We start from the raw sequence: 26,339 nt of genomic DNA on the forward strand, positions 1-26,339 counted from the left end.
AATCACACGTTGACATCAGCGCTCACCTCCGTTTTCTCAACGTTGACCCACCTACCGTCTGCATTCGTTTCCCACACCGGAGTAACTGCGCCACCTATGCGTACGATTCGGTAGTTTCCGATAGTCGAACCGTAGCCACGCATTGAAATCTTAGCGCGTGTTTCCGTCAGGTAAAGCGCGCGGCCGAACGCAGGCTTGCCGTCAGATTTACGTACGATTGCGAATACTTGCGTTAGCATATTACGCAGCCTCCTTGCGCGGGGAAGACGAGGCGGAGGCGGCTGTTACACCGCTGTCCTCTCGGCTGTCGTCTAATATCGCAAGCTTGGCATAATGACTACGCGCTGTTGAAAGATGCGTCTCCTTGCTCATAGAATCAACGCGCTCGCTGACTACTAACGGTCCACGCGCGTTACCTTCGTATCTAATCACGTCGCCCACACGTACTTCCTCCGGCTGTGGCGCGTTCAGATATTTCGCTGGAACTACGCGCCCAAGCGCACGATATAACGCGATAGCCCGTCCGATATGCGAGTTGAACGTTTCGCCTGGCGCACATTTAGCGATTCCTCGCGTAGTCAGTCCGTCCTCCGTGCAGCGAATAATCACTGCTACCGTTCTTTTCGCGGAGTTGACTACGAACTCAACCGTGTGCATTGCGATATAGGCGTGTGGCAATTCCGTTTTCGGCCAGAAACTTACGAAGTCATTCGGAATCTTCTTACCGCTAAACTTACGCAAGTCACCAACGTCAGCCTTCGCACGCTCAACGATTTCGTCGCGGATTTGCTGCGGAGTCTTCACGGATATTACGTCGGCCTTACGTTGCATCATTTCAGCGAACGTAGGCAACGCATTATCGACGGGACCGGACGCAACTTTAACGACACTCACCGCGCTGTCCGTTTCGAGCGCTAGGATGCGGCTTTCAAGTTGCGCAATCTTACGCGTGAGCACCGTAATGTTCTCCGCGTATTGGTCGGCGAGTGGTAACGTAGATAGGGCCGCAGATTCTTGCGTTAACGGTTCGAGTATGGCGTATTCCTCGTGAAATAACGTTACGCCGTCCGTAGTGTCGATACACATACTTCCGTCATCAGTATCCGCAGTAAAGAGCGCCCCATTTCCGTACCCGTCCCCGTTTAGATCGTCAGCCTTTACGATAATCACGCGCTCGCCCACCGCAGCCTTACGGTCGACCATACGATATGCGCGGCTAACTCCGTCAGGATCGTCGATGCGCAGGATGTCGGAGGCTTCGAGGACAACGTATTCACTGTCGTCAACCGCCCACCAATCGTGCTTATCGAGGTATTCAGCGCGGATATCGGATGTCATGCGTACGACCTCGCCTAGCGGAAACTGATTACCGTTAATTTTGTCCGTAACCTTAACGAGTTCACCTACGCACGCCTTCCGTTTAACCTCGCGATATTCACGCATGAGTCCGCCGAGTGATTCGTCCGGCAACAACGAAATGGGCGCGGGTTCTTCCGGAAGAATGCGCAGTCCCTTTTCGGAATAGAGAAACTGCTCACCATTACGCGCTTGAACAACCCAAATCATAGCGCCATCATGCACGAAAGTAGACGTAAGCACTGTCACCGTGTCTCCATCGTTTAAATGCTTTCGCGGATCAGTTCCGTAAACATATGCCGCTTTCGGATAGCCGTGCTTAGTCGCAAGCGTTACCCAATTGGTATAAACCTGCAGTGAGTTCGTAATTTCCGCGTTTCTACCGTCAATAATTTTCGTCATTAATAACCGTCTCCCTTATCGTTTAATTTAGCTTCGCTACTTGCGTTTCTCCACCGTTGGCGCGGCGGCTTATTGCGTAGCCTAGACGGAAATTTGCCCGTTATTCCCGTCCAGATAGCGTTCAATAATCGTCTTGAGCGTACAATAACGCCATTGTAGCCGCATCTCCCAACGTTGAGATAAGCGCTCGGCGCTCCGTATAGTTGACGCCGGAAACCGCGCTATACGTATCTTCCGCGAGGCGTCCCGGACCAAGCGCCGCAAGTATAACGCCAGTGATTTCGCCGGCTCGCGCTAGTCTTGCGTAGTGTTCGAGCGTTTCGGCGACTGCGTTAGGGAACGGTATTATTTCTGCGGACATACTACGCCTCCCTTCGTTTAGCGAGCTCGTTATACTCCGCCATCCATTCGGTCGGAACCGGATAGCCAGCGTCCATATAACGCTTTACGGCGTCGACAATTTCGACCTCGCGTTGTAACTCTGCGATGTAACGTGGTCTGAGTCCTAGCGGTGGTTTAGCGCTCAAAACAACGCCTCCTTTACGTAATACCCGACCGCGAACCAAAACGCGGCGGAGAAGATGAGAACGGATACCCACGCTATGCGTTTCATTCGGCGCCAGCCCCTTCGATAACCTTGCGCCATCCGTTAATTACGGAAGTTACTCCGCTATGTCCGAATCCGCAAGCCCCACGCTCGCTCTCCGCTAGTTCCGTGACGACTTCAAATGTAACGCGCGGATACGGAATGATGAACGCTTGGCATACGCGATCCCCTTTACAGATAATATACGACGCGTTAATTTCGTCCGGACGCGCTGTCCGACCGGTACCATTTACGTAGAATACCAAGTCGTCCGCAACTGGAACTTCGTGACCGACCGCAATGTTATCGAACATCATCGCTACTTCTCCGCGATAATCCGCATCAATTACGCCAATCCCGTTCGGTTGCCGGAGTTTCGTTTTCAGCGCGATACCAGACCGCATACATACGATCATCACGTAGCCCGCCGGAATCTCGAACGCGAGTCCTAGCGGAACCTTTACCGTATCTCCAGGCGCAATTACTACGTCTTCTACCGCGACTAGATCGAATCCCGCCGCGAGACCCGTTGCATACTGCGGAATAACCGCGTCCGGATGCAGGCGTTTAATCTTAACGTTAACTGCGTTCACTCTCCGATCACCCCTCCGTAATTTATCGAGCATTTCCGTACGCTTACGCTTTCTGTCCGCCATGATTTCGGCTTGCGGGCGGTCGATGATACGTTCAGCCGCCGCCATTAATTCAACGCCTGCAATATGTCTTTGATAGCGTAATACTCCTGATTAAATATCATCATAACGGAATCCGGTAAGCAGAATACCGCGACGAGAAAGAGAATTACGAGTAAGAGTCCGCCGATACACATGCCGAGGATAATCAACGCTTCCCACTCGCTGTGGTATATTGCGTCTTGATGCTTGCGGATTAACCGAGCCGATTTAACAAAGGTCAGCGGTATTAACACGATCAGCGCTAAGTAGATAACGCTCCATACGACACCGCTTATTACCGTTTGACGCGCTATGACTTCGAATAAATGCGCCCCTGTTGCGCCTAACCTTTCCGCGAGTTTGTCGATGACTTGCGAGATATTTTCGTTCATTATTGCGTTACCTCCCGTTCTTCGATTACGTAGATTGCTCCGCGCTGTTCGATGATCTCGTATTTCACCGCATCGATAACTCCGCCCGGACGGAGTGTGACTTCGTGTGTTAACGGCTCAGATGCGGACGACCACGCAGCGAGTGCGAATAGTGCGCAGACAATCATAGGCAAGAAAAACATAGGCTCATCCGTTAGTAACACGCAGATTAAAAATAATAGCGCAAGCGCCGCGAGTATAACGGCTAAGACGATGAGGAAACCGTCTGTCTCGCCACCATACGTATTCAGTACGTCCATTAGGCGGCAGCTCCTTCCGTTTTAACCGCGCCGTAGTCAACGTCAGTGTCGTCGATTTTAACGAAATTATCTGCGCCGTCCCATCCGTCGTTTAGCCAGTACGCTAGGCCGATATTAAACATGCGATCCTTCTCCGGACATCTTCCGCGCACCTCATAGCGGCTGTTACTAACACGGAGGTGAACGACCGTTCCAGTGCCGAGTTCCTCCGGTTGCGGCGCGTCCGTATATTCGGTCGGCACCGTCAGCCCAAGCGCCTTACGTAGCGCGATCGCTTTGCCGAGATCCGCGTGGAATACGTCGGCTGGCGAACACTTTGCGGTTGCCTTGCGCCATACTTTGTTACCGTCAACATAACGGAGAAGTGCGGTTACTGTACGCTTATCACGGTTGACTACGAACTCGACGCGGTCTGTTACGCTAATAAACGGATCGTTTTTCTTCGAAAACCATGCGCCTTCCCCTCCGTTAATCTCCGGATAGTTGTGCGTCAGCAACTCCGCAACGTCAGCGGTCGCCTTCGCGATAACCTGTGCGCGGGTCAGCGCTGGGACAATCGTTAGGCCGCGTTCAGGCGTGATTACGAGATGTCCGTCGCCTGGCATAATCATACGCAGTGGAGGAAGCGTGCTGCTGACCTTCGCTTCGACTTCCGGCAGGATCGCGCGAATCTCAGCGGCATTGGCCACGACGAACTGGCGGAAGGCTGCGTAAAGTGGATCGGACTGTAACGGTGACGGTGCGGATGTTACCGGTTCGAGTACGACGTATTCGCGCAGCCCCTCCCAATCAGCCGAGATAATTCCGCGGAATGTACGCTCGGCGACCTCCCACACGTCCCCCGTACCGTCAACAGATTTAACCGTAAACTCATCGCCGACAACGACGCTGCCTACTTTTAGGGACGTCGGGTAAATTGCGACCACCTTAATCCGCTCACCCACCGCTGCCTTACGTTTAACTTCGCGATATTGTTGTGTCATTACTAAACCGCCTCCTTCGTATTAGTGCGCTTCATCTGCGCCTTACATACACTTCAACGTGACCGCATAGCCGCCCGCACACTTTTTTGCGTAAATAAAATAAAAAAAAAACGGAGAGTCGGCGAAATTAATCGCTAACTGCTCCGCTTTATCTCCGTTTGTATCTCCGTTGTACCTCCGCCAGCTTCCGTTCATACTTCGCCACCAGTCCGCTAAACACTTCGACCGCACGTTCGAGTTCCGCGACCTCGGCGAGCTGAGCGCGTTCGAGTTGCGTCGTTAGGCGGTCGGGATCGCGCGTCATGCGACGTCCCTATACGGAACTACGTGTGCATCTTTTATACACTCACCCGTTTCCGTTACGCCGTAATCGTCACCACACGCGGGGCAACTTACGTCCTCCGGTATGTCTAGCTTCGGAATAGCGAATCCACATCCGCACTCACAAACGAATAATATCCAGGTCATGCCGCAATCCCTCCGATTTCATCGATTAAGTTTTCGCGTAGTAAATACGCTAGGCAAACCGCTAACGCGTCGCTGTCGTCGTAACCCGTGCGGAATTTATACGCGGGGTCCAACCGCAAATATCTCCGCACGCCATCCGCTACAGCGTCTTTCTCCGCCTTCCCATTGCCGGTTACGTATTTCTTAACCGACGTCGGGGCTAGCGCTGGCTTCAAGTCCTCTGCGTAATATCCGTACGCCGCGAGCGCTTTGTCCGCCGCTGCCCATGCGCTGAATACCGTCTGAGTCGCGCGCTTATTCCGTCCGGACGTAAAATCTTCGCGAACTACGATATCGAACGGGCGATGTTCCCGGAGGAAGGCGGCGACAAACGTTTCGACGGTATAGTTGCGCACGGCATCCGTATCGGCGGTCGAAGTAGCTACGGAATCACAAGCGATGAGGAACGGGATTCTATTACGGACTTCTACCGCAGCGATTCCGGGGCTTAGCGATAGGTCGAGTCCGAGTATGCGGAAGTTAGGAAGCGCGGGTTTCTTCGTCTGTTTTGACTCTATCTTCTTTACGATTGCTTCCGCCTCCTTCCGCTAAATATCCGAGTGAAAACGCGGCCAACGCCATGACTGCGAATATTACGGTCATGTACCACGGTCCGCCCGTCAGTAGCGCTACCCATACGAAGCCACCGACCATAAGCGCGCCGATTAGTAACACATAGAGTAATCCGTTAATAATACATTTAGCCATTACGCAGCCTCCTTTACGAATGTGTAAGCGGTGTTTCGCGTATATACTTTGATTACCTCGTAAAAGTCCGTGTATATAATGCGCTGTACCGTTGATGTCCGCAGGATCTTATTACCGTTATCGCGATAGCATACGAGCATGGGCGCGCCATTATCACACCGGAGGATCTCTACGCGCTGACCTTTCTCCGCCTCTTCGCGTTCGTGCGGCGTGCCGTCTAGATTACTTATCGCATCAATTACGAACGATTGCGGTGTTTGCAAATTAGGCGGCCTCCTCTACGGTTGCTTCGTAACGTATCCGCTGAATATCCGCGAGCGCTTCGATAGGGCCACGCTTTTTATAGTCCGGGAGTGACGAACGCGACAGCACGCTTACTTGGCGTTCGAGATCCGAGATTTCGGCGTCCGTTAGAGATAGCGCGATTACGCGTTTGAAATCGTTGAATGTCCATTGGTCGAGGTTAGTCTGCGGGGGATTGCCCGTTTCCGCCGCGTCCATAATCTGCGCAAAGTGATCGAGTATGCCCTCGCACATTTCGTCCGTAATGTGAAGGCCGAACACCGCGATATCCGGACTCTTGGCGAAGTCCTCCGGCGTCATTCCCCACGCTTTTTTCGACGCGTTAACGTAGAGGATTACGTAATAATCGATAGGAGCCTCCGCCGTTCCGTACATTTTCGAATAACATATGCACTGTTTAACGTGGTCTTCTTTCGGACCGTTACGCGTTGAATATTCGGAGGTCGCGGAGAACGTTCCTTGCTTCGACTTAATTTCGAGGCCGACACGCAGAACCTCGCCATTAGCGGACTCATAGCGCATAATGCCATCGCAAGTCCCGTAGAGCGCGAATTTCTTACCGTTATGCTCGATGATTGCGCCGACCTTCGCGAAGTCTTCGAATACCGGCTCGCCATACGTATTCCGCTCGAATGTGAACGGTGGTTTAACTCCGGCATAGGCTGCGTAATGTTTCTCCGCGAATAGGATATCGCGCTGGATTACATCACCGATCGCGGTGCCTATGCGGACCCAACGTCCTTGATGCGGAGGGCGATCCGTTGATTCGCGTTTGGCGCCGCGAATCTTTTCGTAGAGACCGCGCGGATCGGAACCGGCGCTTGACGGAGAGAAGTACGGAATGTTACGCGGCGGCCACACTTTGCGCGATTTATCCGTGAGAACGTTTGTGTACCAAGCGTGAATCTGCGCGTCGAGTGCGTCGTCGTACACTTCTGGCGCGGAATGCCACCGATTAAGATACTGCGTGAAGTCTTGCGCGATTTGATTAGCGATTGATTGCGTAATATTAAGCCGCCTCCTTTATCGTGGTCGATCCGTTCAAACTGCGTAATACCTCCGTCAACTCATCCGCAAAACGGTTAATATCGTCGTCCCATCCGCTCTTTCCGAGAGTTCCGTTAACTAAACGATGCTCTAGCGCTTCGACCGTAGTTTCCTCCGGATTCCACTGTCCTTCAAGACCGTAGCATGAGCAGTGGCTACCATTAACCTCGTATAGCTTTCCGTCAGACTTCCGGCGGAATAAGACGAACGCTTCACCTTCATAATTCTCATTTGTATAACTCGCGAGAATAACTTCGATGTCCTCTTTATCTGTAATTGGATGGCGCGGTGAATCTCCCCAATCCTCCTCGAAATCCTCATACATATCCTCTACGCTACCCCAATCGTTCAGCATAATCGGTTTCATACTACGCCGCCTCCTTCGTATTTTTACGCTCAATCGTCCGCACTATCGCACCCGGCGGCGTATACGTTAGCGGCCGTTCCGCGCTATCTACGACAACGTTGCGGTATTCAATCCCGTTAACCTCCGCCTTCTCACGTAGCCTCGCGTAAACCTGCAGCGTAGCCTCAACGTCATTCATCGCGCGGTGGTGTCCGTTGAGATCGACGCCATATCTAGTGCAAACGTCCGCGAGACGCGCACTTTCGTCCGGATCGACTAGGCGGGACATGGCGCGAGTGCAGGCGAAATTGTCGGGATGAAGCGTACATAAAAACGCTAGGTCGAACGGAGCATTGTGCGCTATAACCGTTGAATCGCCGATGAAAAATTCGAGACTCAACGCGGCGTACGTTCGATCCGGAGCTCCGCGCAATTGTGCGTACCCTACTCCGGTAAGATCCGTAATTTCCGGAGTGATCTCGGTCCCTAACGGAATAGCTACGAACGTTTGAAAGCGCCCGATCTCGCGTATACTTTCGTCCGCCGAGACCTCCGCTCGGATAGCGGCGATCTCCGTAATGTGATCGTGCTGCGGATCGAGTCCGGTTGTTTCTACGTCGATTACCGTTATGATTTCGTTCAATTCGGAAACACCTCCGCGTATAGTGTCTGCGCCAACTCCGTAAGCTTTTCGCGTAGGTCCCGCGGGGATGAAGTATCGATGACCTCCGCGTACAGCGAGTCGACCGCCAAGCGCTGTTCGTCCGTAAGTTGATCCTCGCTATCCATTACGTTGATAAGAAACTCGTCAAGCGCGCCAATAATCAGCGCTTTATTTACGCGAGTTAAATCGCTCATTTACGCAGCCTCCTTTGGTTTTCCTAACGTAAAGTCCCAATCCGCGCCGCGGACCTCCTGCATCCAGCGGGGTTCAATCACCGTATCGCACTCTAACGGACAAGCCAGCGTTACCGTATTCGTCATGATATCTGTATACAGTTCTACCGCCTCTTCCGTAAGTTCCGCGATAGGAACCGCGTGCTTCTGTTCGTCATGCAGCGTTAACGGAAACTCCCATCCGCGCCCTAACGTCAATTCGTAGTAGCTGCGGATCATACAGAATTTGAGAACGTTCGCACCGCTGCCCTGGATCTCGTGGTTAAACGCGGCCCGTTCATCACGTCCGGTAAGGCGGATTAGCTGCCAGAACTCTGTACGTAAATCCGGCGATAGCTTGTACGATTTCTTCGATAAGTCCGGATCGTTCTTATCGCGGATACCGGCTTTACGCATAATTTCGCAAAGTCTGCGCCAGTTCTTGCGGTATTCCGGAAACCGGCGCTTTTGTCCCCATAGCGTCGCCGTCCATCCGTGCTCTCGAAGATGCGCAAACGATGCGTTAACCATCGTCGTAAATCCGGGCAGTATCTCGTCGAACGCCGCATATGCTCGCTTGGCCTGCGCCTCGGTAACTCCGCGCTTAACCGCTGTCTTAACAAACTGCTCCTGCGCCTGACCGTAACCTTTCGCAAGAAACATATCCTTCGTCAACTTACGGAAAGGGATCGCAGTCAATCCGGCTTTATATGCCTTCTCGAAACATAGCTCGCGATCAACTTCGAACATGGTTGCAGCAAACTCAACGTATGGGTCGAGACCTTTACGGTACATCTCCGCGAATATTTCATCCCCGAACACCGTCGCCATTTTGTGCGCTTGAAGACGCGGCTCGATAGACGAAAGGTCACTGCCGAGGAATACGCTGCCTGGTGGCGGAACGAACGTCATACGTACACGCTCGCCCTCTTTTGATCGTGCGGGTATATTTTGAAGATTCGTGCCCTTGGCTACGGACTTTTCTCCGCAATCTACTAAGACGCGCATCGTATCGAGATAATTAGCGTCAGTCACTTCGTCGATACGGATATCGTTCGGCTTACCCTTATAACCTTTCGAGGAGTAACGTCCAGTAGATACCGTATCTAGCTGCGTGTGTAAACGTCCGTCTACGTCGAGTGCGTTCGGAATCTTATCGATGTAAGTACCGAGCAACTTTTCGTACGCCGACACGTTCGCCAGCGGAGCCAACGCTTCCTCTTCTTCGTAATACCGTTCGAGTACGTCCTTAGATACCGCGCGACTCTTGTTCTTGTCCTTGACGATCTGCTTTGTACGATCCGCGATTCCGAGGTGGTCGTAGATTAAATAACGCAGATGATTATCGGTCGTAAACGAAAACTCTTCGATGAATAAAGGCGCATGTTCCTCGTCCGGCGGCGATAATTCCTCCGCTTCTAACTCCGCAAGCCTGGCGACTGCTGCCATATATTTCTTGAGCGTAGTCTTGCCGGACGATTCACACTCCGCAATAATGGCGCGTTGCTTTTCCTGCGCTAATCTATTCCGTTCGATACGCGCCTTCTGCTTCGTACACCATTCCTGGATCTTAGCCGCGTTAATAGTGCGGTCCATCTTGCGGATGAATTCCGGGTCGGTTACGCCGTAAGCTTCGATAACGTCCGCTTGAGCCTGATTCAACTTCGGACGTAATTCGTCGCCTAGCGCCTTCAATTCGTCAAGGTCGATTACAAATCCGGTACGCTCGATATTAACGTTAACTTCCGTAAGATATTGCGCGATTTCGAAGTAGGCGGTCGCTAGTTTATCCGTTGCAACAAGCGTGTCTATCTGCCAGCGCGTAAGCCACCAGCCCTTTAGTACATCCCATATCGCGTAGATTCCAACGACTTCTACCGGATGTATCATCGGAGACTCGTTGGCAAATAGATCCTCGAAGGTAAAGTCCGGTCCGCTCGCGCCAATAACCGTTTTGTACTTCGCGATTAGCGGTTTAAGACCATATTTATCCTCGTGGTCATTGAGCGTCTTCATCGCGGTCATTGAATCATAGCGCACGCCCTGCGGTTTCAATCCGTCGTTTAACATCATCGCTAAGTCAAACTCCGCGTTATGGAACGATTTTATCTGCGAGGCCAGCGACATAAACTTCGCGATTGCTCCTAGCGCAGCCGACCGCGTACACTGTTTCTCGCCCGTTAAGTGTCCGTATGCTACGTAATATCCTTCGTCAAGCAGCGGAAGCCATACGGAATAGCCACCGGTTAAGTCGATCATCTTATCAACGCCGGATGTTTCCGTATCCCACACCGTAAGCGACTGAGCGTCAGGAATCGTAATCCCGCGCTCGGCCAACTTCCGATTAATCAGCGTGTTATTGAATAGCGCGAATGTCCGTACGAACCACGCGTCATCCTTCTGCAGGCGGCACTCTTCGCGCAGCCTAGCGATCATATGCGGAAGTTCTGCATCATCCGTTATCACGTGGAAATTCACCGGCTTCGTCCGCAACGTCTCCGCTATCCTTTCCGCCCGTTCACTCCGTTGCTGTTCCGCGAGCAACCGTTCGCCCGCCGCAATTACGTCCGCTTTTGTAACGCTGCCGCCGCCGGAACGAAGGTACGGAAGCTTAGAAGCGCCGGACGGGGAATTGCCCGTTTCCCCCGTCACTTGCGCTTCTTTGCCGTATGCTTCCTTCGCTAATTCCGCAAGTTGGCGCTCGCGGTCCGTTAGTGACATCGTTAACACACGTTCGATCGCTTCGGCTTGCGTTTCGTCCGCCGCTTTCTTGCGTTTAGTCGCGTCGGCTATACGTGCGGCGGCGTCTTCTGGCGCTTCGGCTGCGGTCGGACTGCGTAGATTAAGCGTTAATTTAACGTTGGTAATATCGCTCACTCCTTTCGTAAATTAAGCGTAAGCTCTAGACAGCAGTCGGCAGCGGTAGTTCCTCCGTGATCACAGCGGTCGAAACCGTATAGATATCGCGGTTAAGCGCTAAAGGCAACTTGACCCAACGCTCAGCCGCCCGTGCTTCTCCGCACCAGTACTCCGTGAGACAGCGATTCTCGAACATGTACACGCGAGGCACTTCGCCCTCGATCACCCATACGCCAATGATATAATCAGCGTCGGCCCGGTCGTAGATGGTTCCGTTGCCTTTCTTCGCGTAGACTACGAGGTCGCCACCGCGATCCATACGTTGGCGAATCGTCTTTACTTGAATCCGCGCATAATCGCCACTTACGGGATCTTGCGCCAGGACGTCGTACGCTTCGTCCGTCTCCGATTGGTGCACAGTCCATCCGTTCGCCAATAACGCTAATCTTGCGGCGAGCTCCGAATACTTACCTACGACTTCCGAAATATGTGCCGTCTGAACCACGTCCTCTCTCGTTATAATCTCCGCCAGCCAGCGCAACGAAAACGCGGACCGGCGGTTTATTACCGTTGTTACCTGACGCTAATGTCTGTGTAGAGGCGTGCAGCGACCGTTCGGGACACGCTACCTCCCCGATCAAAAAGGAAGTTCCTCTTCCAAAATATCAAGCGGTGCGTCCGTGTCGTCTGGCGGCGGAGTCTGCGCGCTTGAACCCGCGTTAGCCCCGATAGACAATCCGAGCCGTCCGATATCAAAGCCCGCAACTACGAGATTCTTCGTTTGCTCCGCGTCATCGGCTACGTATAAGCACGTTTCGAAATCCGCCAGTTCGAACGGGGCCGCCCCGAGCTTAGCGAAGTTAGCGCGTTCTTCTTCGGTTAAATCGCGGTCCATTTTAATGATGGCGTTGAGCGAAACCGCTGCGCTCTGTCCGGAACCTTTCTTCGAAAGTTTAAACGCGATTACGTCAAGATCGTCGATGTTCTCTTCGATTACAGACTTAATGATCTTCTCTTGATTCGGCGAAAGGTCGATAACGATATCCTCGCCAGTAGTTAAGTTGTGAAATGCGCGTAGGTAACGCTTCTTACCTTTGAATAAGTAAGCTTCGTCTTTAATTGGTTTTACATCCGCCTCACTCGCGCCACCATCTTGCGCCGCTTTAGCATCCGCATATAGCAATTCGGAAGCTTTGTCCCATACGGACGGATTGCTTTGCACGTAACCTTTGGCGTTGCGAACTGGCGGGCTCTTCGGAACAAACGTATTCACTTTACCGAATATGCTATAGCCATAATACTCCGCCACGTCGTTAATCGACTTTACGCCGACCTTATACGCGCTACCGGACTTAAACGAAGTAATCGGACTCTCCTTCGCGCCTCCTTCGTTGTTACCTGCCGCCGCTGCCTCTGCGCCTACCTTCGTAAACATCGACATTCGATCACGTTCCTTTTCGGTTTATTAGCGGATAAGGACCGCTACCTCGGACTCTAGTTTCCTACGTCCGCAACGCGGTATTAACGGATACTCCCGCAAAACTCCGGGATGGCATGACCGCCCTTCCTCGTTAATACCGCGTTGCTGGCGTAGGATTAACGCGCAGCTTCATCTAGACGTAGGCCACAACGCCCTTCATCAAATTCGTTTTCTCACGCTGAATCTCCAATAACTCACGCGCCAACTTCACGCACTCTGCGTCAATCAATCCAATACGCGCGGTCATTTCCGCGACTACGCGGTCTGATTCCGACTTTGCCCGGCGGAGATCAAGTTGCGCACGTTCAACGGATAACTCCGCCTTGCGAACGTTGATGCGCTTCGTTTCGCGCTTCTCCTTACGCTCTGCTGCGCTTACCGCCCGCTGAATAATACGGTCAATCGGCGAGCGCAACGATTCCGGCGCTTGATGGCGCGGATATAATGTAAGCACTGTTTGTTCCGTCGGCGCTACGATAAAGGCCGTACGTTGATAGGCGAACATTCGGGCGGGCTTGCCTTCCTCATCGACGACGTGCTCCGAGATCAGCGTCGCCTTACGCAGCATGTCCATTACGTACATTGGCGCTTTGCTGCGCTCGATACCGAAGTATTCAACGGCGCGATCGAGAGCGTGCGGAGTTACGAATATCTTTCCGATAAAGTGCGTACCGGCTTGCGGATCAATTGTTGCGGCTATCATGCGATGACACGCCCCTTTATAACGTTGCGGATATCGATATAGTCCGCAGAGTCTTCGAATGTTTCAAAACCTCCGTTATATAAGCGGTCAATTAATCTGTTTGAAACGTGGGGATTGCGGGTATTTATATGGGATGATTCCGTGTTATTTTTACGTGGCATTGCGCTAACCTCCGTGATTCTGATTTTGGGCGCAGTTAAATAAGCGTTGACAACCGCAAATTTTTTGCGTAATATTGAAAACGTGAAGTATCGATTGGATATATTTAGGATATATTATACATAAGGTAAGTAATACCACCGAAATTTCTTTAAATCTTTGTGATATAATTAATACTGGAACGGACATCATGCCCGATAGCCCGTTCCGCTAATTTAACTAAACTGCTAAGTATTCGTGGACATCACCGAAGCGATTGGCGTCGTAACGGCGAGCAAGTCTACGAATCTTACGTTTAGCAAACTCATGGTGTAGTCCTAGCGCTTTAGCGAGCGCCGTTATGGACTCATACTGTGAAAACTGCGATACAATTAGCGTTGTATCGTGGTCGACCTGGGAAGGGTCAGCGAGGAAGTCGATCAGTTGGCGCTGGTCGGCTTCTTTCTTTTTGTAACGTTGTATTACGATATCTTCCGTTGTAAGATCGTCCGCAATTTCGGATGTTGGCGTATCCTCATCGTCTTTATTGATGGTTAGTTCATAGCGCTTACCGCGTGTTTGTTCTTTGCGCAGCCAGTCGATCCTAGCGTTTTTAAGTGCTGTCGCCATCCATAGTCCGAAGCCGTTAAGCGCATCCTTTCCGATTAATTTAAGGATAACGTCGTCCAAAATAGAATCGGCGTCGTTACGATCTCCATATCCAGATGCGCAAACCCTGCGGCGATTTTGTGTTTGAAACACACGCTTCGCTTCATTGTAAAGCGCTCGGAATGCGTCTTGGCTGCGTGTTGCATAATACGTGTCTGCGAACTTATTTAATTGTTCAAAGCTCAAAAGCTACACCTTCTTCTCTGTTCTATTTGCCTTACATACACTTCAACGTGCTAGGTATATTCGCCGCACACTTTTTGAAGAAAAATATGTTAAAATGTTTTGACTGCACTAATAATGTAGGAGGCGCTCAAATGTACGTTGTCGGTGAATGCCGACTTCGGGCGCTACTCAAAGAACGTAAACTATCGCAGGCTGAGCTTAGCCGCAGAACCGGATACTCCCGTTCGCAAATCGGTCATTGGATAAACGACCGTAAACGTGTGGGCGTTATGGGCCTCGACAAAGCGCGGACGATTGCGGAAGTTCTCGGTCTTGACTCCCCGTACGATCTGTACGATTGGGAAGAAGCTCCCGTTAAGGCAACGGACGATTAATTTCGTTCGTACCGACGCAAAGTCGTCAAATTTGACGACAAACTACGTACACAAACGCACGCGAATCGCATCTAACCGTTTTGCTGCCTCGCATGCTTCTCTAGTTGCCGCGATCCCCGCCGCATTAAAATCTTTCGCGCTGTTCGGAATCTCTACGTTGTATAATCGCACGTACCCGCGCATCTTTTTTTCGATCTCCCACCGCAGCTTTTCGCCGGCGGCATCGTTGTCTCCCGCGATCAATAGTTCCTCAATCGGACTCCGCCGTAGTAACTCCGCTTTCTCATCGGTAAATTCCGATCCGCCGACCGCTAAGCCAAATGTACCCGCCGTACTCGCCGTCATTGCGTCGATCTCGGCCTCACCGATGACCGCGCGTTTGATATTACGCCGATATGCGATGTCGATCCCGTATATCATCGACTTAACGGGCGCTCCGTTCTTACTATACCAGAATTGTTTACCGTAAGTTGACCGCCACTTTGCGTTAAGAAACGTTCCGACCGGGCTTGTCCACGGCATAACTACTGCATTCTTCGCGACGTCGTAGCCGCATCGATAAAGCCGCTGTATTACTGGCGATATCCCTCGATTAGTTAAGTAATCTATCTCTCGTTGTATGTACGGGGACATGTCGATCGGCTTACGTATAGCAGCTTGCGGTTCTGGCGCGTTCAGTCGGATACGTAGCGTAGGACGCCCATCCACGTCAGTAACCGTTAACTCTTCAAACGCTTCCTGCAGCGTAATGTTGCGCAAGAACGCATATAACTTAACGGGACTACCGCGCGCCCAATACGGATCAACTGCGCCGGCATCGTTCCAGACCCCGAAAGCTTCCGAATGCTCATCGATAACAACCGAGAAAGATGGCGTGTTATCCGCGCGATCGCCGAACGGGGAAGATGCGATAAGGCGTCCACGGCTATTTGGCTTCGTGTTGCGCCAGGGATATCGTTCGATAGCGGAAAGGAACAGTTCGTGATTGATTGCGTGAGTAGCGTTCATTTTTCACCTCCTTATGATAGGTTAATAGGACCTATACTATTGTTTTCCAGGCTTCCTACCTTTTGTTCTCCTCATTGTCATATCATGTGCCGCAATCATCTCTTTAACTATCTGGATTATATCCTCGTTCGACATTTTTGGATGTTCGGATGCAACTGCCTCTAAGATTGTCGCTACAAAAGATTCTCGCCCCTCATACAGACCAAAGAGAACATTAAATTGAGGATTTGGAGTTTCCTCAACCTCATCACAATGACCCACCACATAAGAAGCAGCTATTTCATTTATCGCCCATTCTCCTCCGCGAATCTTAGGAAGGTAGTAGACAGCGTCGATGATCGCGTCTTGGGGTACTTTACCCGCGAGAGCAAACAGAGCGTCCTTATCTTCATTAAGTGCGTACGCAATTTTCTCCAATGTCTCGTCTGTTGGGTTCGTCGCTATACCACTTTCGATTTTACTCAACTGAGAAGGGCTTATTTGTGCTTTAGCCGCCATCCCTCTGAGTGATAGTCCTTTTGTCGTTCTCTTCATTGTGATGTAGTTTCCGAGCAGGTTTTCGTTCATGGTAATTCTCCTCTATCAATCTATAATCTACCAACTGGGTTTATCATAGAGGAAATTGTTTCCTGTGTCAACACGAAATTAGTATAAAACGTTTCTTTATTGGAAACACTTAAAAACCACTCACAAATTGCGCTACAGCTTCGGCACCACGCGGCGGCTCCCGCAACACTCCGTAATCAAGTAGCGCAATGAGTTCGACGGTGAACCCTTCGCCACCATTACGTCCCTTCTCAACGCCAAGTCTCCCGATTCCATTCGCGGCATCAAACGTAAATAAGTTCGTCGCGATCTCAAGTACCGCCTTCGTCGTCTTTACCTTATCGCGTTTTGGAAGACGTAGCTCGCGTTGCTCTCCGCTTTCTTCATCCTGCTTGTCTGTCTGCGCTTGAATCGTGTATATCCCGATCACATCGTGTTCTCCGACAATACGCTCGAACCTACGCGCAGCCTGTTCCGCAGCTCCACCGGCGGTCTTATTTGCGTTGCTCCCGTAAACGTCGGCGAGTCCGTAAAATGGATCGATGACCACTACGTCGATATCGCTGTGTTCGTATAATTCACGGTCTAGCTCGTCGAGTGTTCGCGATAGTGCGCCGTCTCCCTTCGCTTGCAAGATGAGATTACCCGGATAGTATCCGTTAAGTTTATCGAGCATTCCCATTAGATAAGTTTCAAGTTCCTCGTCTAACTTTCCGGAGAGTAAATCTTTGTTCGGCAGCCCAACGTTAACTCCGAAGGTTTCAGCGGATAACTCTTCTTCCCGCGCGGTTATAATTGAAATGAGCCGTGCCAGCCACTGATACCATTTAAGCTCATATGACTTGACGAGCACTTTCGCACCTTGGCGTAGTAACTCGTCTATAATAACCTCGGACACATACGTCTTACCGCGACCAGACTCCGCCATAATTCCGTATATATCTCCAGAATAAAGACCGCCAATCTCTGCATTAAGGGAATCGAATGGTGTGCGCCATAACTTAAACGATTTTCCCGCTTTACGTGAGTTGTACTCTTCACGGAATAACGCCGCCAAATCCTGGATATCATTCCCAATCATAACGGGAACACTTGTTCGTGTTTCCAGTTTAATCCGTTCGAGCTGTTTCGTCAATGATACGACAAATTCTTCCGTAGTCTTCGTGTCGAAATCGCGCTGCATATACGGGTCACTTAGTAACTTCGCTGTCGCACGTTTGCCCGCCGCGTCCTTTAACTCTCGCGCCAAGTAATCGAATGAATCCGTAACGCCTGGAATATATGCGCACACATCATCCGGAAACTCCGCTACGAAAGTCGATAACGATGGCGCTACTCCGCCGTTATCTGCCGCGTACTTAACGACGAACTCATGCGCGCGTTGTTCTCCTTCTGTGGCGTAGTCTGTTCGCTTAATGCCGAGCCGTGTTATCGCTTGGACATCGCCGGTGTCGACGATCTTAGATAGTAATTGCTGACCATGCGCCGCCATAGGTACACCTCCTATTTTACTCTCGCTAAACCTAACACCCAACTCTCATATAAGCCGATATTAATTCGACATAGTTGGGATTATATATAAATTATTGGACGGCATTAGGAAATAATTAATACCGTTAATGTATTCTCAGTGCTTTATCATAGCGTTATTTGTCGAATATAGCCGCGATTATCACGTCATACCGTGCGTTCTCCCGAAATCGCACCCTAACGCCTATTTACACTGTTTTCCGAAGACCTCGCTTACTTTCTCCGATAAAACGTATCTCAATGCACATGTCACGTATGCGATCCGCTAGGCGCTTATCAAATACGGTCGCCAAATCGTCCATCAACACGTTAGACGTATAAACGGTCGGCATAGCGTTAGTCACACGGTAATTAATCACGCTGTGTAAATCGCCGCGGAATCCTTCGGTCGCATCACGTACGCCGATATCGTCGATGACTACGAACGGCGTTAGCTTCGCCGCCTGCAGCCTACGGTAATATTCGCGCGATGCTGGCTCCGCGATATCGTCCGGCACTTTCGGTCGGTTAAACTCCGTATATAAGACCTGCGTTTCATTTGCGTCTAAAAAATACGCCGGTCTTTCCAGCGGTTGCCCGTTCCGTTGGATTGATCCGATATAGTGGCGGATGATATACTCGTTTAACAATGCGGCGGCCGTCGTAGTCTTACCCGTGCCAGGTTCCGCGCTATATAGATACAGCGATTTTATGCATTCCTCTGTCGTATCACCGAATTGTCGCGTGAAAGTCTGCGCATATGTCGCGGCGTGTTTGTACGCGGCTTCCTGTTCCGTTCGTGCCGGCGAATTGGCGAGCGTCAACCTTCGATAGTCGGCGGGTACGTTCGCAGCTCCAACGCGTCCGCCGAGTCCGTTAAATCCGTGACAGGCGATATAGGACGAACAGCGCGCGTTACACTTGGTGGTGTCGGCTAGCGTACACGACTCCGCGAGTATACAGTTTTTAGCGTGTGACATAGCGTTCCTCCTTCGTTATTAATAAGCCTACCCGCATAACACGTAGTTGTGTACGGGGAATCTACGCGATTCCTAAAATAACGTAACCCTCTTTCACGTATGTTGGATCATCGAGAATGTACGTGATCTTACGCGATATTCCTTGCCCGGTATGACGCTGAGCTTCCGGATCATACTCCGCTAGATTTAGATAGTCTCCTACGTTAAAATCGCGGTCATTCTTGCGGACTTCGAACGTTTTCCTACGCTCCTCAACTGCGTTGTAGAACGGTTGAACGAGTTTTAGTTCGTGGATCATTACGCGACCTCCTTTGTCCCAATATTAGCTAATTGTCGGAAATCTGTAAAACTCGGTATACCGCCGTCTGACGAGTTCGTGATACTCTTTGATTATCGAATTAAACTCGTGAATACTCCGTTTTTCATAGAATTACGCGATTCTTATAAAAACTCCGCTATCTCATCCGCAGTCATCCCGCCATTTACTACCGCTGACTCCACCCGTTCCTTACGTTGCCCGTTCGCAAGGACTTGCGGCATTATGCGCGGTAACATATACGTTATCAGAAACCCCGCCGTTAACTGCGGATACTGCGCTGTTACGCGATGTTCCGCGAAGGCACGTTCGATCGTTTCGCGTAGAGCCGACGCACCGTACAACGTGAGCGCACGTTTGATTACACCTTGTTCGTAGCGATAACCGCCTGCAGCCGGAATGTACGTTTCCACTCCGTAGCGCTCGCGATTGAGCTCCGTAATCATTACCTGGACGGTTAGCGTATTCCAATCCACGAGAGGTAGACTGCGCCAGTCTTTGCGTTGGTCGGCGGTAATCTTCGGTTTAGCCGACGCTTTCTTGCGTGGTGTCATCTGCGCTCGCCTCCTCTACGCTTACTTTAACGTTGATAACTGCGCTGTCTTCCATATTATCCGCGAACCACTTAGCTACATCCGAACGCATTTCCTCTATGTGAGATAGGCGTTGCTCTTGTGTGCGCGCTTCGGCGATGAAATCTTCGTCTTCACACGCCATACCTACGTATGAGTCCTCGCCACCACGCGCTAGTATTATCGCGCTGTGTTCAGCCGCTATAGGGCGTTGGTCGTCCATTGTTACACGCCACGGTCCCGAAGTCGCCGCGCTGCATATCGCTAAGTCAGCGTGTAAATCTCGTTTAGTTTCCGTTGTTTCACACGTAGTCATCCGTCAACACCTCCGATTATATAAGGCTGGCTGAGTCTCTTCAAATCGCCCACAGCCAATTAAGCCGCAATCCTATTTGGTATAACTGGATAATGTTTACTGTAACATCGTTGCGTTTATACAATCCTGTTACGGTGATATTAAACTTTCTGCGCTATTTTACTAGAAAATTTAAAAAATGCATTATAAAATTCCCAACCACAAATCACATGCGATCTTTTATTTACTCCTATTATCTCGTGTATTCTCACGATTTCATTTCCGCTCTCCCTTCGTATAATGTTCGATGATGTCTTTAACCGTCTTCACTTACGCTACCTCCTCGTTTATAGTTATGGCGAAGTCCTACGGAATCACACGGCCTCGTCAAATTTCCGCCCTGTCCATTCCTCTTATGCGCCAATAAACCATTCGATCGCAAATTGTTCGTACTCTGCGGTCTCATAACACTGCTCGCACAGTTCTTTCCGAGTTATCCCGCACATGTACGTCTCCACGAAAGTTCTAAGCTCGCGTACCTCCTTGCATTCGTCACACTCTACTGTAGTCATTTCTCCGCCACCTCCGTTTCTATTTTCCCGTCCCACGCGTTAAAACGTTCGACTGCGGCCTGTTTACGCGCGTCTGCCTCCGCTTTCTTACGTTCTATCTCCGTGTAATCCGTTATAGTGGTCGTAGCTAAATCGACGTAATCGGGATGATCTGGAGAGTAGTCGGTTACGCTAAGAAATCGCTTCGTAAATACGCGTTCAAACTTACGGCGTTTTACCGGAACGTGTAACGAAACCAGCGCGCTACGTCCGTATAATGCGTCATTAAACTCGCCGATCTCGACGCGATACTCCGTTCCGTCCGGCGCAGTTACGGGAAACTTCGTGATTAATACGTTAGACATCGGCGGACATCTCCGTTAACTTGGCGATAATGGCCGCTAGACATACCGCTTCCGACGCTGTCGGTAACTCTACGTGAGTATTAGCGTTGTTCTTATGCAAACACACGTGATGCCACCCGACCGGACCTCCGCCAATCCTTACGGAGCCAGAACGCTCGCTTGTCGTATTGATCAACGGTTCATAACCCTCCGCAAGCATCGCGGACCATACCGTCCACGCATCAGAAATGACCGTCGTATAATGCGGAATCAAAACACGAACTTTGTTAACTTCGCGAAATGTGCCGAACGTGCCTCCGCCGAAGATCTCCCGCTCAACCCACGCGTCTCTTTCTCGCGATGTCATTCCGTCCCACTTTGCGATAATCTCTTCGCGATTCATTAGTACCGCCACCCCTCATCGTTAAATTTCGCAATCTCCACGCGCTCGACCGCCACTTCGATATTGCCGAACGGAGTCTCCAACGTGACCATACGCATGTAAAAGTTCTGCCCAACGCATTTGTATACGCCGGAACCGTCTACCGTTACGTACTTGTCACGGAAATCGTCCTGCTGCATAGCGCGGGTCTCCGCTATTGCCTTTTCCCACGTGCTCATTTACGCAGCACCTCCCCGCGCAAACTCCGCCATCGCCGCATAAAACATTACCTGGGCATCCGGCACCGCTAAGACTACGTTATCCGGCGTCAACTCCGCGCCATGCGGAACGACTAGCGCACCTTTATTGGCCTTATAGTGAACGTCGAACTTACCTCCGCCACTACTCTCGGATACGCCGCGTTGAATCTCGAATAGCGCTGCGTTAATTGGATCGTTCATGGTTTATCCGCTCCCTTATTCGTATATTAACTCCGCGCAAATGTGGCGAAGGTGTGTTAACGGTTGATTTTCGGCGGTAAATAAGCGGTTTTATAGCGACCCTTCCGCTAACACTTACGCAGCGTCTTCAGGGCTAATTGCGCGCTTCTTCTCTGCGATTTCAACGGTAACGTCCGGCCAATACGGTAGCCGAGAATCTAGCGCAGCCTCAATCGAAAGTGTCTCCGTCTGCAGCACCGCCATAAACTCCGCGAGCGTCGTCGTATCTACGCTTACCGCCGCCTTGAATCGCACATAATCGAGTGCCGCGCGAAGTCCTTCCGTATTTACCGGATAGTACGCGACGTCTACGTATTTCTCCGACATTGGCGGGGCTTCTGCGCCGGCTATCGCTTTATATCCGGGCGCTTTCGTAGGGTCGACGATGCGGCGTTCTCGTACGATAAAGTTAAGCGCTTTGTCATCGGATACTAGCGTGTAGGCTGGCGTTAATTTTACGTTTAACATTAGGCTGCGCCTCCTTCTGGAATATTAACGCCAGGAAGTTCGATACCTAGCGTGTTGAGCACGTATTCAATACCGTCACAGAATCCGCCGGAATAATCTTCGTGCGCCTCATTCTCGTGATGTGCGTATATAAAACGTATCCCTTCGTACGCCTTTTCTCGCGCTTCTTCCTCCGTCAGCTCACGTTCGTATCCGTCAAGTAGAGCGCGCATTAACGTGTCAAACGGGATTTTGCGGATTGCCGATGCAGTTCTCCCGCGATCCTGTACGTCCGAGTATTTATACGCGATATCCGCGTTTGAATACACAGAAGTATCGTAACCCCCGCGTAAATCCTTGATCGCGTCCGCCACCTCGCGCGGAATTGTTACCGGGTTAATTTGCGTTGTCATTACGCGTTCACTCCTTCGATTTTTATTCCGAGCGTATCTAATGCGTACACTATCCCTTCCGCAAAGTCCTCAGCTGCGTTGTAGTATGAATACGTTTCGCGGATTAACGCGTGCGCTTCATCCTCGTGCGGCGGTCCATCTGTTCCACGCGTAGCTGCTTCGTACGTCTGCGCAAATGTCTCCGGATCACATACGTAACGATTTCCGCGCTCTCCGGTTATAATCCAATCGTCCGCGTATATCTCCTCGAAGCCACTGAGCGTCTTAATCGCGGGAACTTTGCGGAAAGCAGGCGGTATAGGCGTCCTTTTATCGTGGTAGCCGACGAAGCGCCCTCCGCCAACTACGTAACATGCGTAGCCGTCTTCGAGGCCCGGCGTATACTGGACTGCGTCGACAATGACGGGTTTCTTGCGGAATTTCATAGCGTAACCTCCTCCGTTTATTAAGCGCTGATTTTCTCGTACGCTTCGTAATTAGCGCGTACACGGAGCACTACCGCACGCACCGCCTGACGCGACATATTAAGCGCTTGGCCGACCTCGGACTGCGTGTTATCCGCCATCAATAAACGGACGATGCGCTGCTGCTTCGGCTTAAGGCGCGCGATAAATGTATCCGTGGCTAAATGCGTATAGTCATCCGTCTGTCCACACGTATCGTTATCCGGCAGCGCGTCCGTAGATTTAATTCGGAGACAGCGGAGTGCCTGGCGCGCTTTAGCGGTACTTATGCCGAGTTCTGACGCTACAACTTCCGGCTGCTCGTCCGTTAGGCCTGCCGCATTTACACGTTTAATCAGCGGATATAACCACGCCGGAATGCGTATGCCGCTTGATGGGCGCCGAGATAGTGCGTTGCGAATCTCTCCGTATATGTGCGGATAGGCAAACGAACCGAACGGGACAGTCGCGTCGTTATAGCGGTCATAAGCGTTGATAAGTCCGATAGCGCCGTCGTTGATTGCGTCGGAACGCGGCGTACGCATAATGGCGAGCTGCGAACGAAAATGGCGGTTAACGATCGTTTCGATGAGCGAGGTGTTGGCGGCAATGAAGTCCGCGCGTGATTGCGGACCGAGTAACGGGTTATCGGGAAATTTAGCGTTCATGTGCGTTGATACCTCCGTGTGTGAAATAGTGCAAATTTTATGCTCGGATAAACTTGTAAATAGAGCCACACGTAAAATAGATGTTGACATTAGCGTACGATTGTGTTATTTTATAAATCTTTTAAGTACTTAAGATCTAAAGATTTAAGACCTTAAGATCTAGTTTATTAATCACTATCGTTCTTAATAAACTCCGTAACGGGTATAAACCGACCCTTATACGGAACTTATAAAGGGAATACGCGCGGATTAACTAGTATTACATATATAAACTGCGCGGATTTTAAAATATAAGAGATAATACAAGGCCAATGTGTCGTCTGCCGCCCCCTTTCCGCAATCCCCACCGTACCCGCCGCAAACGCTACGTGTTATCGCCGTGAAAACGCCGTTGATTTAGGCGTTTAGATAGCGTTAGGCTCCGTTTATCCCTCCGCGGCTATAAACACGATAATTTCACGGTGATTTTACGGTGATTTACGGGAGTGCGATTATTGAGCGTTAAGGTTACGAAAATAGATTCGTAGAGTCAGCGCTGTGTAAAAACGCTGTAACGCTAACTTTCCGTAAGTGTAGAAAAGTGCAAACTATCGGATTACCTGCGCCCATGATTGCGTCTATTACGTTGATACTTCGCAAGAGCTACGCCTCCTTTCGTGGTAGATAGCGCTACTCCAATAACGGAGATTTTAGTCTAGCGATATTAAATCCGCGCTGTTATATATGTTGACTACATGAAATACATCTTCGATTAAGCTTCGTGATTACTCTCGCGTTGTTACTTTTAATACTTCCGCGCAGTTAGATATTGATAAGCTCGGGTTCGTCCCGGTTTTGGACGGACACGTAAGGTCAAAGGCCCTCGTCACTACGTTCCTCACCGTAGCCTGTCGGCTCCGAGATATCAACTTAGCACGTCAAAGGTGCTAAAACTCTGAAAAAAGCCTTATGTAGAAAGGGTTTGCGGCGTTTTCCCTTAAAGGAGAATATCAAGAGAATAACGAATGGAGTAGCGCCACCTGCACGTTAATTAAGCTGCGATATTCTCCATCAGATGTCCGTCTCGGCCCTTACATACACTTCAACGTACGCGGCACGCTCCTCGCACACTTTTACGCAAAATAAAAAAACGCCGACCTCCGAAGAGATCGACGTTATGTCTAGCGTAGTATTTTACGGGACCGTTCGGACTTCCCGATAACGGCGTTGATTGGCGAAAATTCATCGTGATTCTTTTTAACGTTCTTATCCGATAGATGCGTATAGTGATTCGTCATCCGCCCGTCAGCATGTCCGAGTATAACCTGTAGATGGCGTTCAGATCCGCCTTCCTCAAGAAATAACGTAGCGCCAGAGTGCCGCAGTAAATGCGGATAAACGCGTTTCTCTATCCCCGCACGATCGGCGTATTTCTTCAATTGATGGCGGAAGTGATTCGGCTGCATCCGCTCACCGTAGTTCGTAAGAAATATATGTTCGCTATCAAACTCCGTTGTCTCACGTATCAACTCAGCGATCAACTTCGCTGTCCGTTTAGTAATCGGCACAATGCGCGGCTTACGTGATTTCGTTATCTCACGGCGTAACGAGGCGTAACAAGCGGATAAATCCACGTCTTCCTTCCGTAGGGTAAGCGCCTCGTCTATACGTAACATCCCGTCGATTAATATATTAAGCACTACGTAATCGCGGAAGTCACTATACTTACGCTGATTCGGCGCATTTAATAGAGCGCGCAATTCATCTGTAGTGAGAACGTCTATTTCACGTCCGATATCCTGCACGTTCTTTAAATACACAAAAGGATCGGAGTCGATAACGTTTTCCTCGTAGAGAAATTTAAACATCGTCTTCAAATTCTTGATGCGCGTATTAATAGACTTCGGCAATAATCCGACTGTCCTAACGGAGTCTGGCACGTTACAATTATCGCTGAATTTCGTCTTTTCATCACGTAGCCAAATAATATACTCGCGCCCCGTTTCTACCGTAATATTACGGATATCGCGGACGATCTTACGCATGTCTAAAAATTCGCAAAAATAAGCGTAGTTCTGCTCGTAAGTCTTAAGCGTATTATCCGCGCGCCCTTCCGATTTCTTCGCCTGGTAATAGTAATCGAATAAATAGTCGAGTGAGTAGCGCAGGCGATCGGATGTCCTATCGCTTTTCCTCGCGCGACCTTTACTTTTGTCTCCGTTCAAACTAAAAAACCCCTCCCGTATTATTACGGAAAAGAGCCGATTGTATAACGCATATCTTCGTTTTATTGGAGCGTATATCTGCGCATGTCAGCGCACAGTCAACGTTACAGTCACCGTACAAAATACGGAGTAAATTACGGGATTTTGCCGAGGACGCTGCCAGCGATGCGCTCTCCCAGCTGAGCTATGGCCCCAAACGTAATTTTCAGATGTATGTAATCACACATTCTAAAATTTAGTTCGGTGTATTTAAGTCATTCTGACAAATCCAAG

General features: G+C 50.5%; 38 protein-coding genes. 1 reads left to right on the plus strand and 37 read right to left on the minus strand.

Annotation, left to right across the window (positions count from 1 at the left end):
• Positions 1-2: 2 nt before the first annotated feature.
• The 20 genes from ACWNM1_RS06190 to ACWNM1_RS06285 all read right to left on the minus strand — a co-directional run bounded on the left by ACWNM1_RS06190 (position 3) and on the right by ACWNM1_RS06285 (position 14,514).
• Entirely contained in the window at positions 3-239 is a 237-nt protein-coding gene (locus ACWNM1_RS06190; RefSeq protein WP_449600325.1) for a hypothetical protein, read from the minus strand.
• A gap of 1 nt (position 240) precedes the next feature.
• A complete protein-coding gene (locus ACWNM1_RS06195; protein ID WP_449600326.1) occupies positions 241-1,758 on the minus strand; it encodes a hypothetical protein in 1,518 nt (505 codons plus the stop codon).
• Between the two features lie 121 nt (positions 1,759-1,879).
• The gene (locus ACWNM1_RS06200) at positions 1,880-2,119 is read right to left on the minus strand and encodes a hypothetical protein (protein ID WP_449600327.1); all 240 of its coding nucleotides are present in this window, start codon (positions 2,117-2,119) and stop codon (positions 1,880-1,882) included.
• A gap of 1 nt (position 2,120) precedes the next feature.
• The gene (locus ACWNM1_RS06205; RefSeq protein WP_449600328.1) at positions 2,121-2,285 is read right to left on the minus strand and encodes a hypothetical protein; all 165 of its coding nucleotides are present in this window, start codon (positions 2,283-2,285) and stop codon (positions 2,121-2,123) included.
• A gap of 82 nt (positions 2,286-2,367) precedes the next feature.
• Positions 2,368-2,970: a dUTP diphosphatase gene (locus tag ACWNM1_RS06210; RefSeq protein ID WP_449600378.1), complete on the minus strand. Its 603-nt coding sequence runs from the start codon at positions 2,968-2,970 to the stop codon at positions 2,368-2,370.
• Between the two features lie 74 nt (positions 2,971-3,044).
• Entirely contained in the window at positions 3,045-3,410 is a 366-nt protein-coding gene (locus ACWNM1_RS06215; protein WP_449600329.1) for a hypothetical protein, read from the minus strand.
• Entirely contained in the window at positions 3,410-3,709 is a 300-nt protein-coding gene (locus tag ACWNM1_RS06220) for a hypothetical protein (protein ID WP_449600330.1), read from the minus strand. Before ACWNM1_RS06220 ends, ACWNM1_RS06215 begins: the two co-directional genes overlap by 1 nt.
• Positions 3,709-4,692 carry a hypothetical protein gene (locus tag ACWNM1_RS06225; protein ID WP_449600331.1) on the minus strand — a complete coding sequence of 328 codons (984 nt, stop codon included), beginning with the start codon at positions 4,690-4,692 and terminating at the stop codon, positions 3,709-3,711. Before ACWNM1_RS06225 ends, ACWNM1_RS06220 begins: the two co-directional genes overlap by 1 nt.
• A 464-nt stretch (positions 4,693-5,156) precedes the next feature.
• Positions 5,157-5,729, minus strand: a complete 573-nt coding sequence (locus tag ACWNM1_RS06230) for a crossover junction endodeoxyribonuclease RuvC (protein WP_449600379.1) — start codon at positions 5,727-5,729, stop codon at positions 5,157-5,159.
• The gene (locus tag ACWNM1_RS06235) at positions 5,680-5,907 is read right to left on the minus strand and encodes a hypothetical protein (RefSeq protein WP_449600332.1); all 228 of its coding nucleotides are present in this window, start codon (positions 5,905-5,907) and stop codon (positions 5,680-5,682) included. The genes ACWNM1_RS06230 and ACWNM1_RS06235 overlap by 50 nt, the downstream gene beginning before the upstream one ends.
• On the minus strand, positions 5,907-6,170 hold the full coding sequence (locus tag ACWNM1_RS06240; RefSeq protein WP_449600333.1) for a hypothetical protein: 264 nt from the start codon (positions 6,168-6,170) through the stop codon (positions 5,907-5,909). Before ACWNM1_RS06240 ends, ACWNM1_RS06235 begins: the two co-directional genes overlap by 1 nt.
• A 1-nt stretch (position 6,171) precedes the next feature.
• Complete coding sequence (locus tag ACWNM1_RS06245) at positions 6,172-7,143, minus strand: hypothetical protein (protein WP_449600334.1); 972 nt, start codon at positions 7,141-7,143, stop codon at positions 6,172-6,174.
• 76 nt (positions 7,144-7,219) lie between these two features.
• The gene (locus ACWNM1_RS06250) at positions 7,220-7,624 is read right to left on the minus strand and encodes a hypothetical protein (protein WP_449600335.1); all 405 of its coding nucleotides are present in this window, start codon (positions 7,622-7,624) and stop codon (positions 7,220-7,222) included.
• 1 nt (position 7,625) lies between these two features.
• A complete protein-coding gene (locus tag ACWNM1_RS06255) occupies positions 7,626-8,246 on the minus strand; it encodes a 3'-5' exonuclease (RefSeq protein ID WP_449600336.1) in 621 nt (206 codons plus the stop codon).
• The gene (locus ACWNM1_RS06260; RefSeq protein ID WP_449600337.1) at positions 8,243-8,461 is read right to left on the minus strand and encodes a hypothetical protein; all 219 of its coding nucleotides are present in this window, start codon (positions 8,459-8,461) and stop codon (positions 8,243-8,245) included. The genes ACWNM1_RS06255 and ACWNM1_RS06260 overlap by 4 nt, the downstream gene beginning before the upstream one ends.
• Complete coding sequence (locus ACWNM1_RS06265) at positions 8,462-11,356, minus strand: DNA polymerase (protein WP_449600338.1); 2,895 nt, start codon at positions 11,354-11,356, stop codon at positions 8,462-8,464.
• A 25-nt stretch (positions 11,357-11,381) separates the two neighbouring features.
• Complete coding sequence (locus tag ACWNM1_RS06270) at positions 11,382-11,843, minus strand: hypothetical protein (protein ID WP_449600339.1); 462 nt, start codon at positions 11,841-11,843, stop codon at positions 11,382-11,384.
• Positions 11,844-11,975: 132 nt separating this feature from the next.
• Positions 11,976-12,779, minus strand: a complete 804-nt coding sequence (locus ACWNM1_RS06275; RefSeq protein WP_449600340.1) for a hypothetical protein — start codon at positions 12,777-12,779, stop codon at positions 11,976-11,978.
• A gap of 172 nt (positions 12,780-12,951) precedes the next feature.
• On the minus strand, positions 12,952-13,521 hold the full coding sequence (locus ACWNM1_RS06280) for a hypothetical protein (protein ID WP_449600341.1): 570 nt from the start codon (positions 13,519-13,521) through the stop codon (positions 12,952-12,954).
• Between the two features lie 378 nt (positions 13,522-13,899).
• Positions 13,900-14,514 carry a hypothetical protein gene (locus ACWNM1_RS06285; protein ID WP_449600342.1) on the minus strand — a complete coding sequence of 205 codons (615 nt, stop codon included), beginning with the start codon at positions 14,512-14,514 and terminating at the stop codon, positions 13,900-13,902.
• 131 nt (positions 14,515-14,645) lie between these two features.
• On the opposite strand from ACWNM1_RS06285, the gene ACWNM1_RS06290 reads away from it, so the two are divergent.
• Positions 14,646-14,888 (plus strand): helix-turn-helix domain-containing protein, encoded by a 243-nt coding sequence (locus tag ACWNM1_RS06290; RefSeq protein ID WP_449600343.1) that lies wholly within the window; start codon positions 14,646-14,648, stop codon positions 14,886-14,888.
• Between the two features lie 42 nt (positions 14,889-14,930).
• Here ACWNM1_RS06290 and ACWNM1_RS06295 read toward each other — a convergent pair whose 3' ends face one another.
• The 17 genes from ACWNM1_RS06295 to ACWNM1_RS06375 all read right to left on the minus strand — a co-directional run bounded on the left by ACWNM1_RS06295 (position 14,931) and on the right by ACWNM1_RS06375 (position 26,066).
• The gene (locus tag ACWNM1_RS06295) at positions 14,931-15,647 is read right to left on the minus strand and encodes a toprim domain-containing protein (protein WP_449600344.1); all 717 of its coding nucleotides are present in this window, start codon (positions 15,645-15,647) and stop codon (positions 14,931-14,933) included.
• A gap of 285 nt (positions 15,648-15,932) precedes the next feature.
• Positions 15,933-16,463 (minus strand): helix-turn-helix domain-containing protein, encoded by a 531-nt coding sequence (locus ACWNM1_RS06300; RefSeq protein ID WP_449600345.1) that lies wholly within the window; start codon positions 16,461-16,463, stop codon positions 15,933-15,935.
• Positions 16,464-16,572: 109 nt separating this feature from the next.
• The gene (locus ACWNM1_RS06305; protein WP_449600346.1) at positions 16,573-17,934 is read right to left on the minus strand and encodes a DNA helicase; all 1,362 of its coding nucleotides are present in this window, start codon (positions 17,932-17,934) and stop codon (positions 16,573-16,575) included.
• A 226-nt stretch (positions 17,935-18,160) separates the two neighbouring features.
• Positions 18,161-18,469: a hypothetical protein gene (locus tag ACWNM1_RS06310; protein ID WP_449600347.1), complete on the minus strand. Its 309-nt coding sequence runs from the start codon at positions 18,467-18,469 to the stop codon at positions 18,161-18,163.
• A 523-nt stretch (positions 18,470-18,992) separates the two neighbouring features.
• Positions 18,993-19,229 carry an ASCH/PUA domain-containing protein gene (locus ACWNM1_RS06315; protein ID WP_449600348.1) on the minus strand — a complete coding sequence of 79 codons (237 nt, stop codon included), beginning with the start codon at positions 19,227-19,229 and terminating at the stop codon, positions 18,993-18,995.
• 143 nt (positions 19,230-19,372) lie between these two features.
• A complete protein-coding gene (locus ACWNM1_RS06320) occupies positions 19,373-19,801 on the minus strand; it encodes a hypothetical protein (RefSeq protein ID WP_449600349.1) in 429 nt (142 codons plus the stop codon).
• On the minus strand, positions 19,773-20,135 hold the full coding sequence (locus ACWNM1_RS06325) for a hypothetical protein (protein WP_449600350.1): 363 nt from the start codon (positions 20,133-20,135) through the stop codon (positions 19,773-19,775). The genes ACWNM1_RS06320 and ACWNM1_RS06325 overlap by 29 nt, the downstream gene beginning before the upstream one ends.
• A gap of 392 nt (positions 20,136-20,527) precedes the next feature.
• Positions 20,528-20,686, minus strand: coding sequence for a hypothetical protein (locus ACWNM1_RS06330; RefSeq protein WP_449600351.1), 159 nt, complete (start codon positions 20,684-20,686; stop codon positions 20,528-20,530).
• A complete protein-coding gene (locus ACWNM1_RS06335) occupies positions 20,683-21,030 on the minus strand; it encodes a hypothetical protein (protein WP_449600352.1) in 348 nt (115 codons plus the stop codon). Before ACWNM1_RS06335 ends, ACWNM1_RS06330 begins: the two co-directional genes overlap by 4 nt.
• Positions 21,023-21,412 carry a hypothetical protein gene (locus ACWNM1_RS06340; protein WP_449600353.1) on the minus strand — a complete coding sequence of 130 codons (390 nt, stop codon included), beginning with the start codon at positions 21,410-21,412 and terminating at the stop codon, positions 21,023-21,025. The genes ACWNM1_RS06335 and ACWNM1_RS06340 overlap by 8 nt, the downstream gene beginning before the upstream one ends.
• Entirely contained in the window at positions 21,412-21,630 is a 219-nt protein-coding gene (locus ACWNM1_RS06345; RefSeq protein WP_449600354.1) for a hypothetical protein, read from the minus strand. Before ACWNM1_RS06345 ends, ACWNM1_RS06340 begins: the two co-directional genes overlap by 1 nt.
• Positions 21,631-21,852, minus strand: coding sequence for a hypothetical protein (locus tag ACWNM1_RS06350; protein WP_449600355.1), 222 nt, complete (start codon positions 21,850-21,852; stop codon positions 21,631-21,633).
• A 114-nt stretch (positions 21,853-21,966) separates the two neighbouring features.
• Positions 21,967-22,359 (minus strand): hypothetical protein, encoded by a 393-nt coding sequence (locus ACWNM1_RS06355; protein ID WP_449600356.1) that lies wholly within the window; start codon positions 22,357-22,359, stop codon positions 21,967-21,969.
• Entirely contained in the window at positions 22,359-22,751 is a 393-nt protein-coding gene (locus ACWNM1_RS06360) for a hypothetical protein (protein WP_449600357.1), read from the minus strand. Before ACWNM1_RS06360 ends, ACWNM1_RS06355 begins: the two co-directional genes overlap by 1 nt.
• Positions 22,751-23,176, minus strand: a complete 426-nt coding sequence (locus ACWNM1_RS06365) for a hypothetical protein (RefSeq protein WP_449600358.1) — start codon at positions 23,174-23,176, stop codon at positions 22,751-22,753. The genes ACWNM1_RS06360 and ACWNM1_RS06365 overlap by 1 nt, the downstream gene beginning before the upstream one ends.
• A gap of 20 nt (positions 23,177-23,196) precedes the next feature.
• A complete protein-coding gene (locus ACWNM1_RS06370) occupies positions 23,197-23,862 on the minus strand; it encodes a sigma-70 family RNA polymerase sigma factor (RefSeq protein ID WP_449600359.1) in 666 nt (221 codons plus the stop codon).
• A 1,160-nt stretch (positions 23,863-25,022) separates the two neighbouring features.
• On the minus strand, positions 25,023-26,066 hold the full coding sequence (locus tag ACWNM1_RS06375; RefSeq protein WP_449600360.1) for a tyrosine-type recombinase/integrase: 1,044 nt from the start codon (positions 26,064-26,066) through the stop codon (positions 25,023-25,025).
• Positions 26,067-26,339 lie beyond the last annotated feature (273 nt).

It is taken from the genome of Paenibacillus sp. Marseille-Q9583, from assembly GCF_976954365.1.

Coding starts and splice junctions, on each gene's coding strand:
- ACWNM1_RS06195 (WP_449600326.1), bottom strand. CDS start 1,758: ATGACGAAAATTATTGACGGTAGAAACGCGGAAATTACGAACTCACTG.
- ACWNM1_RS06325 (WP_449600350.1), bottom strand. CDS start 20,135: ATGACTACGTGTGAAACAACGGAAACTAAACGAGATTTACACGCTGAC.
- ACWNM1_RS06290 (WP_449600343.1), top strand. CDS start 14,646: ATGTACGTTGTCGGTGAATGCCGACTTCGGGCGCTACTCAAAGAACGT.
- ACWNM1_RS06350 (WP_449600355.1), bottom strand. CDS start 21,852: ATGAACGATCCAATTAACGCAGCGCTATTCGAGATTCAACGCGGCGTA.
- ACWNM1_RS06225 (WP_449600331.1), bottom strand. CDS start 4,692: ATGACACAACAATATCGCGAAGTTAAACGTAAGGCAGCGGTGGGTGAG.
- ACWNM1_RS06370 (WP_449600359.1), bottom strand. CDS start 23,862: ATGAACGCTAAATTTCCCGATAACCCGTTACTCGGTCCGCAATCACGC.
- ACWNM1_RS06275 (WP_449600340.1), bottom strand. CDS start 12,779: ATGTCGATGTTTACGAAGGTAGGCGCAGAGGCAGCGGCGGCAGGTAAC.
- ACWNM1_RS06250 (WP_449600335.1), bottom strand. CDS start 7,624: ATGAAACCGATTATGCTGAACGATTGGGGTAGCGTAGAGGATATGTAT.
- ACWNM1_RS06235 (WP_449600332.1), bottom strand. CDS start 5,907: ATGGCTAAATGTATTATTAACGGATTACTCTATGTGTTACTAATCGGC.
- ACWNM1_RS06355 (WP_449600356.1), bottom strand. CDS start 22,359: ATGTTAAACGTAAAATTAACGCCAGCCTACACGCTAGTATCCGATGAC.
- ACWNM1_RS06305 (WP_449600346.1), bottom strand. CDS start 17,934: ATGGCGGCGCATGGTCAGCAATTACTATCTAAGATCGTCGACACCGGC.
- ACWNM1_RS06365 (WP_449600358.1), bottom strand. CDS start 23,176: ATGAAATTCCGCAAGAAACCCGTCATTGTCGACGCAGTCCAGTATACG.
- ACWNM1_RS06210 (WP_449600378.1), bottom strand. CDS start 2,970: ATGCTCGATAAATTACGGAGGGGTGATCGGAGAGTGAACGCAGTTAAC.
- ACWNM1_RS06300 (WP_449600345.1), bottom strand. CDS start 16,463: ATGAACGAAAACCTGCTCGGAAACTACATCACAATGAAGAGAACGACA.
- ACWNM1_RS06335 (WP_449600352.1), bottom strand. CDS start 21,030: ATGTCTAACGTATTAATCACGAAGTTTCCCGTAACTGCGCCGGACGGA.
- ACWNM1_RS06260 (WP_449600337.1), bottom strand. CDS start 8,461: ATGAGCGATTTAACTCGCGTAAATAAAGCGCTGATTATTGGCGCGCTT.
- ACWNM1_RS06315 (WP_449600348.1), bottom strand. CDS start 19,229: ATGATCCACGAACTAAAACTCGTTCAACCGTTCTACAACGCAGTTGAG.
- ACWNM1_RS06280 (WP_449600341.1), bottom strand. CDS start 13,521: ATGATAGCCGCAACAATTGATCCGCAAGCCGGTACGCACTTTATCGGA.
- ACWNM1_RS06220 (WP_449600330.1), bottom strand. CDS start 3,709: ATGGACGTACTGAATACGTATGGTGGCGAGACAGACGGTTTCCTCATC.
- ACWNM1_RS06190 (WP_449600325.1), bottom strand. CDS start 239: ATGCTAACGCAAGTATTCGCAATCGTACGTAAATCTGACGGCAAGCCT.
- ACWNM1_RS06200 (WP_449600327.1), bottom strand. CDS start 2,119: ATGTCCGCAGAAATAATACCGTTCCCTAACGCAGTCGCCGAAACGCTC.
- ACWNM1_RS06345 (WP_449600354.1), bottom strand. CDS start 21,630: ATGAGCACGTGGGAAAAGGCAATAGCGGAGACCCGCGCTATGCAGCAG.
- ACWNM1_RS06215 (WP_449600329.1), bottom strand. CDS start 3,410: ATGAACGAAAATATCTCGCAAGTCATCGACAAACTCGCGGAAAGGTTA.
- ACWNM1_RS06360 (WP_449600357.1), bottom strand. CDS start 22,751: ATGACAACGCAAATTAACCCGGTAACAATTCCGCGCGAGGTGGCGGAC.
- ACWNM1_RS06320 (WP_449600349.1), bottom strand. CDS start 19,801: ATGACACCACGCAAGAAAGCGTCGGCTAAACCGAAGATTACCGCCGAC.
- ACWNM1_RS06340 (WP_449600353.1), bottom strand. CDS start 21,412: ATGAATCGCGAAGAGATTATCGCAAAGTGGGACGGAATGACATCGCGA.
- ACWNM1_RS06330 (WP_449600351.1), bottom strand. CDS start 20,686: ATGACTACAGTAGAGTGTGACGAATGCAAGGAGGTACGCGAGCTTAGA.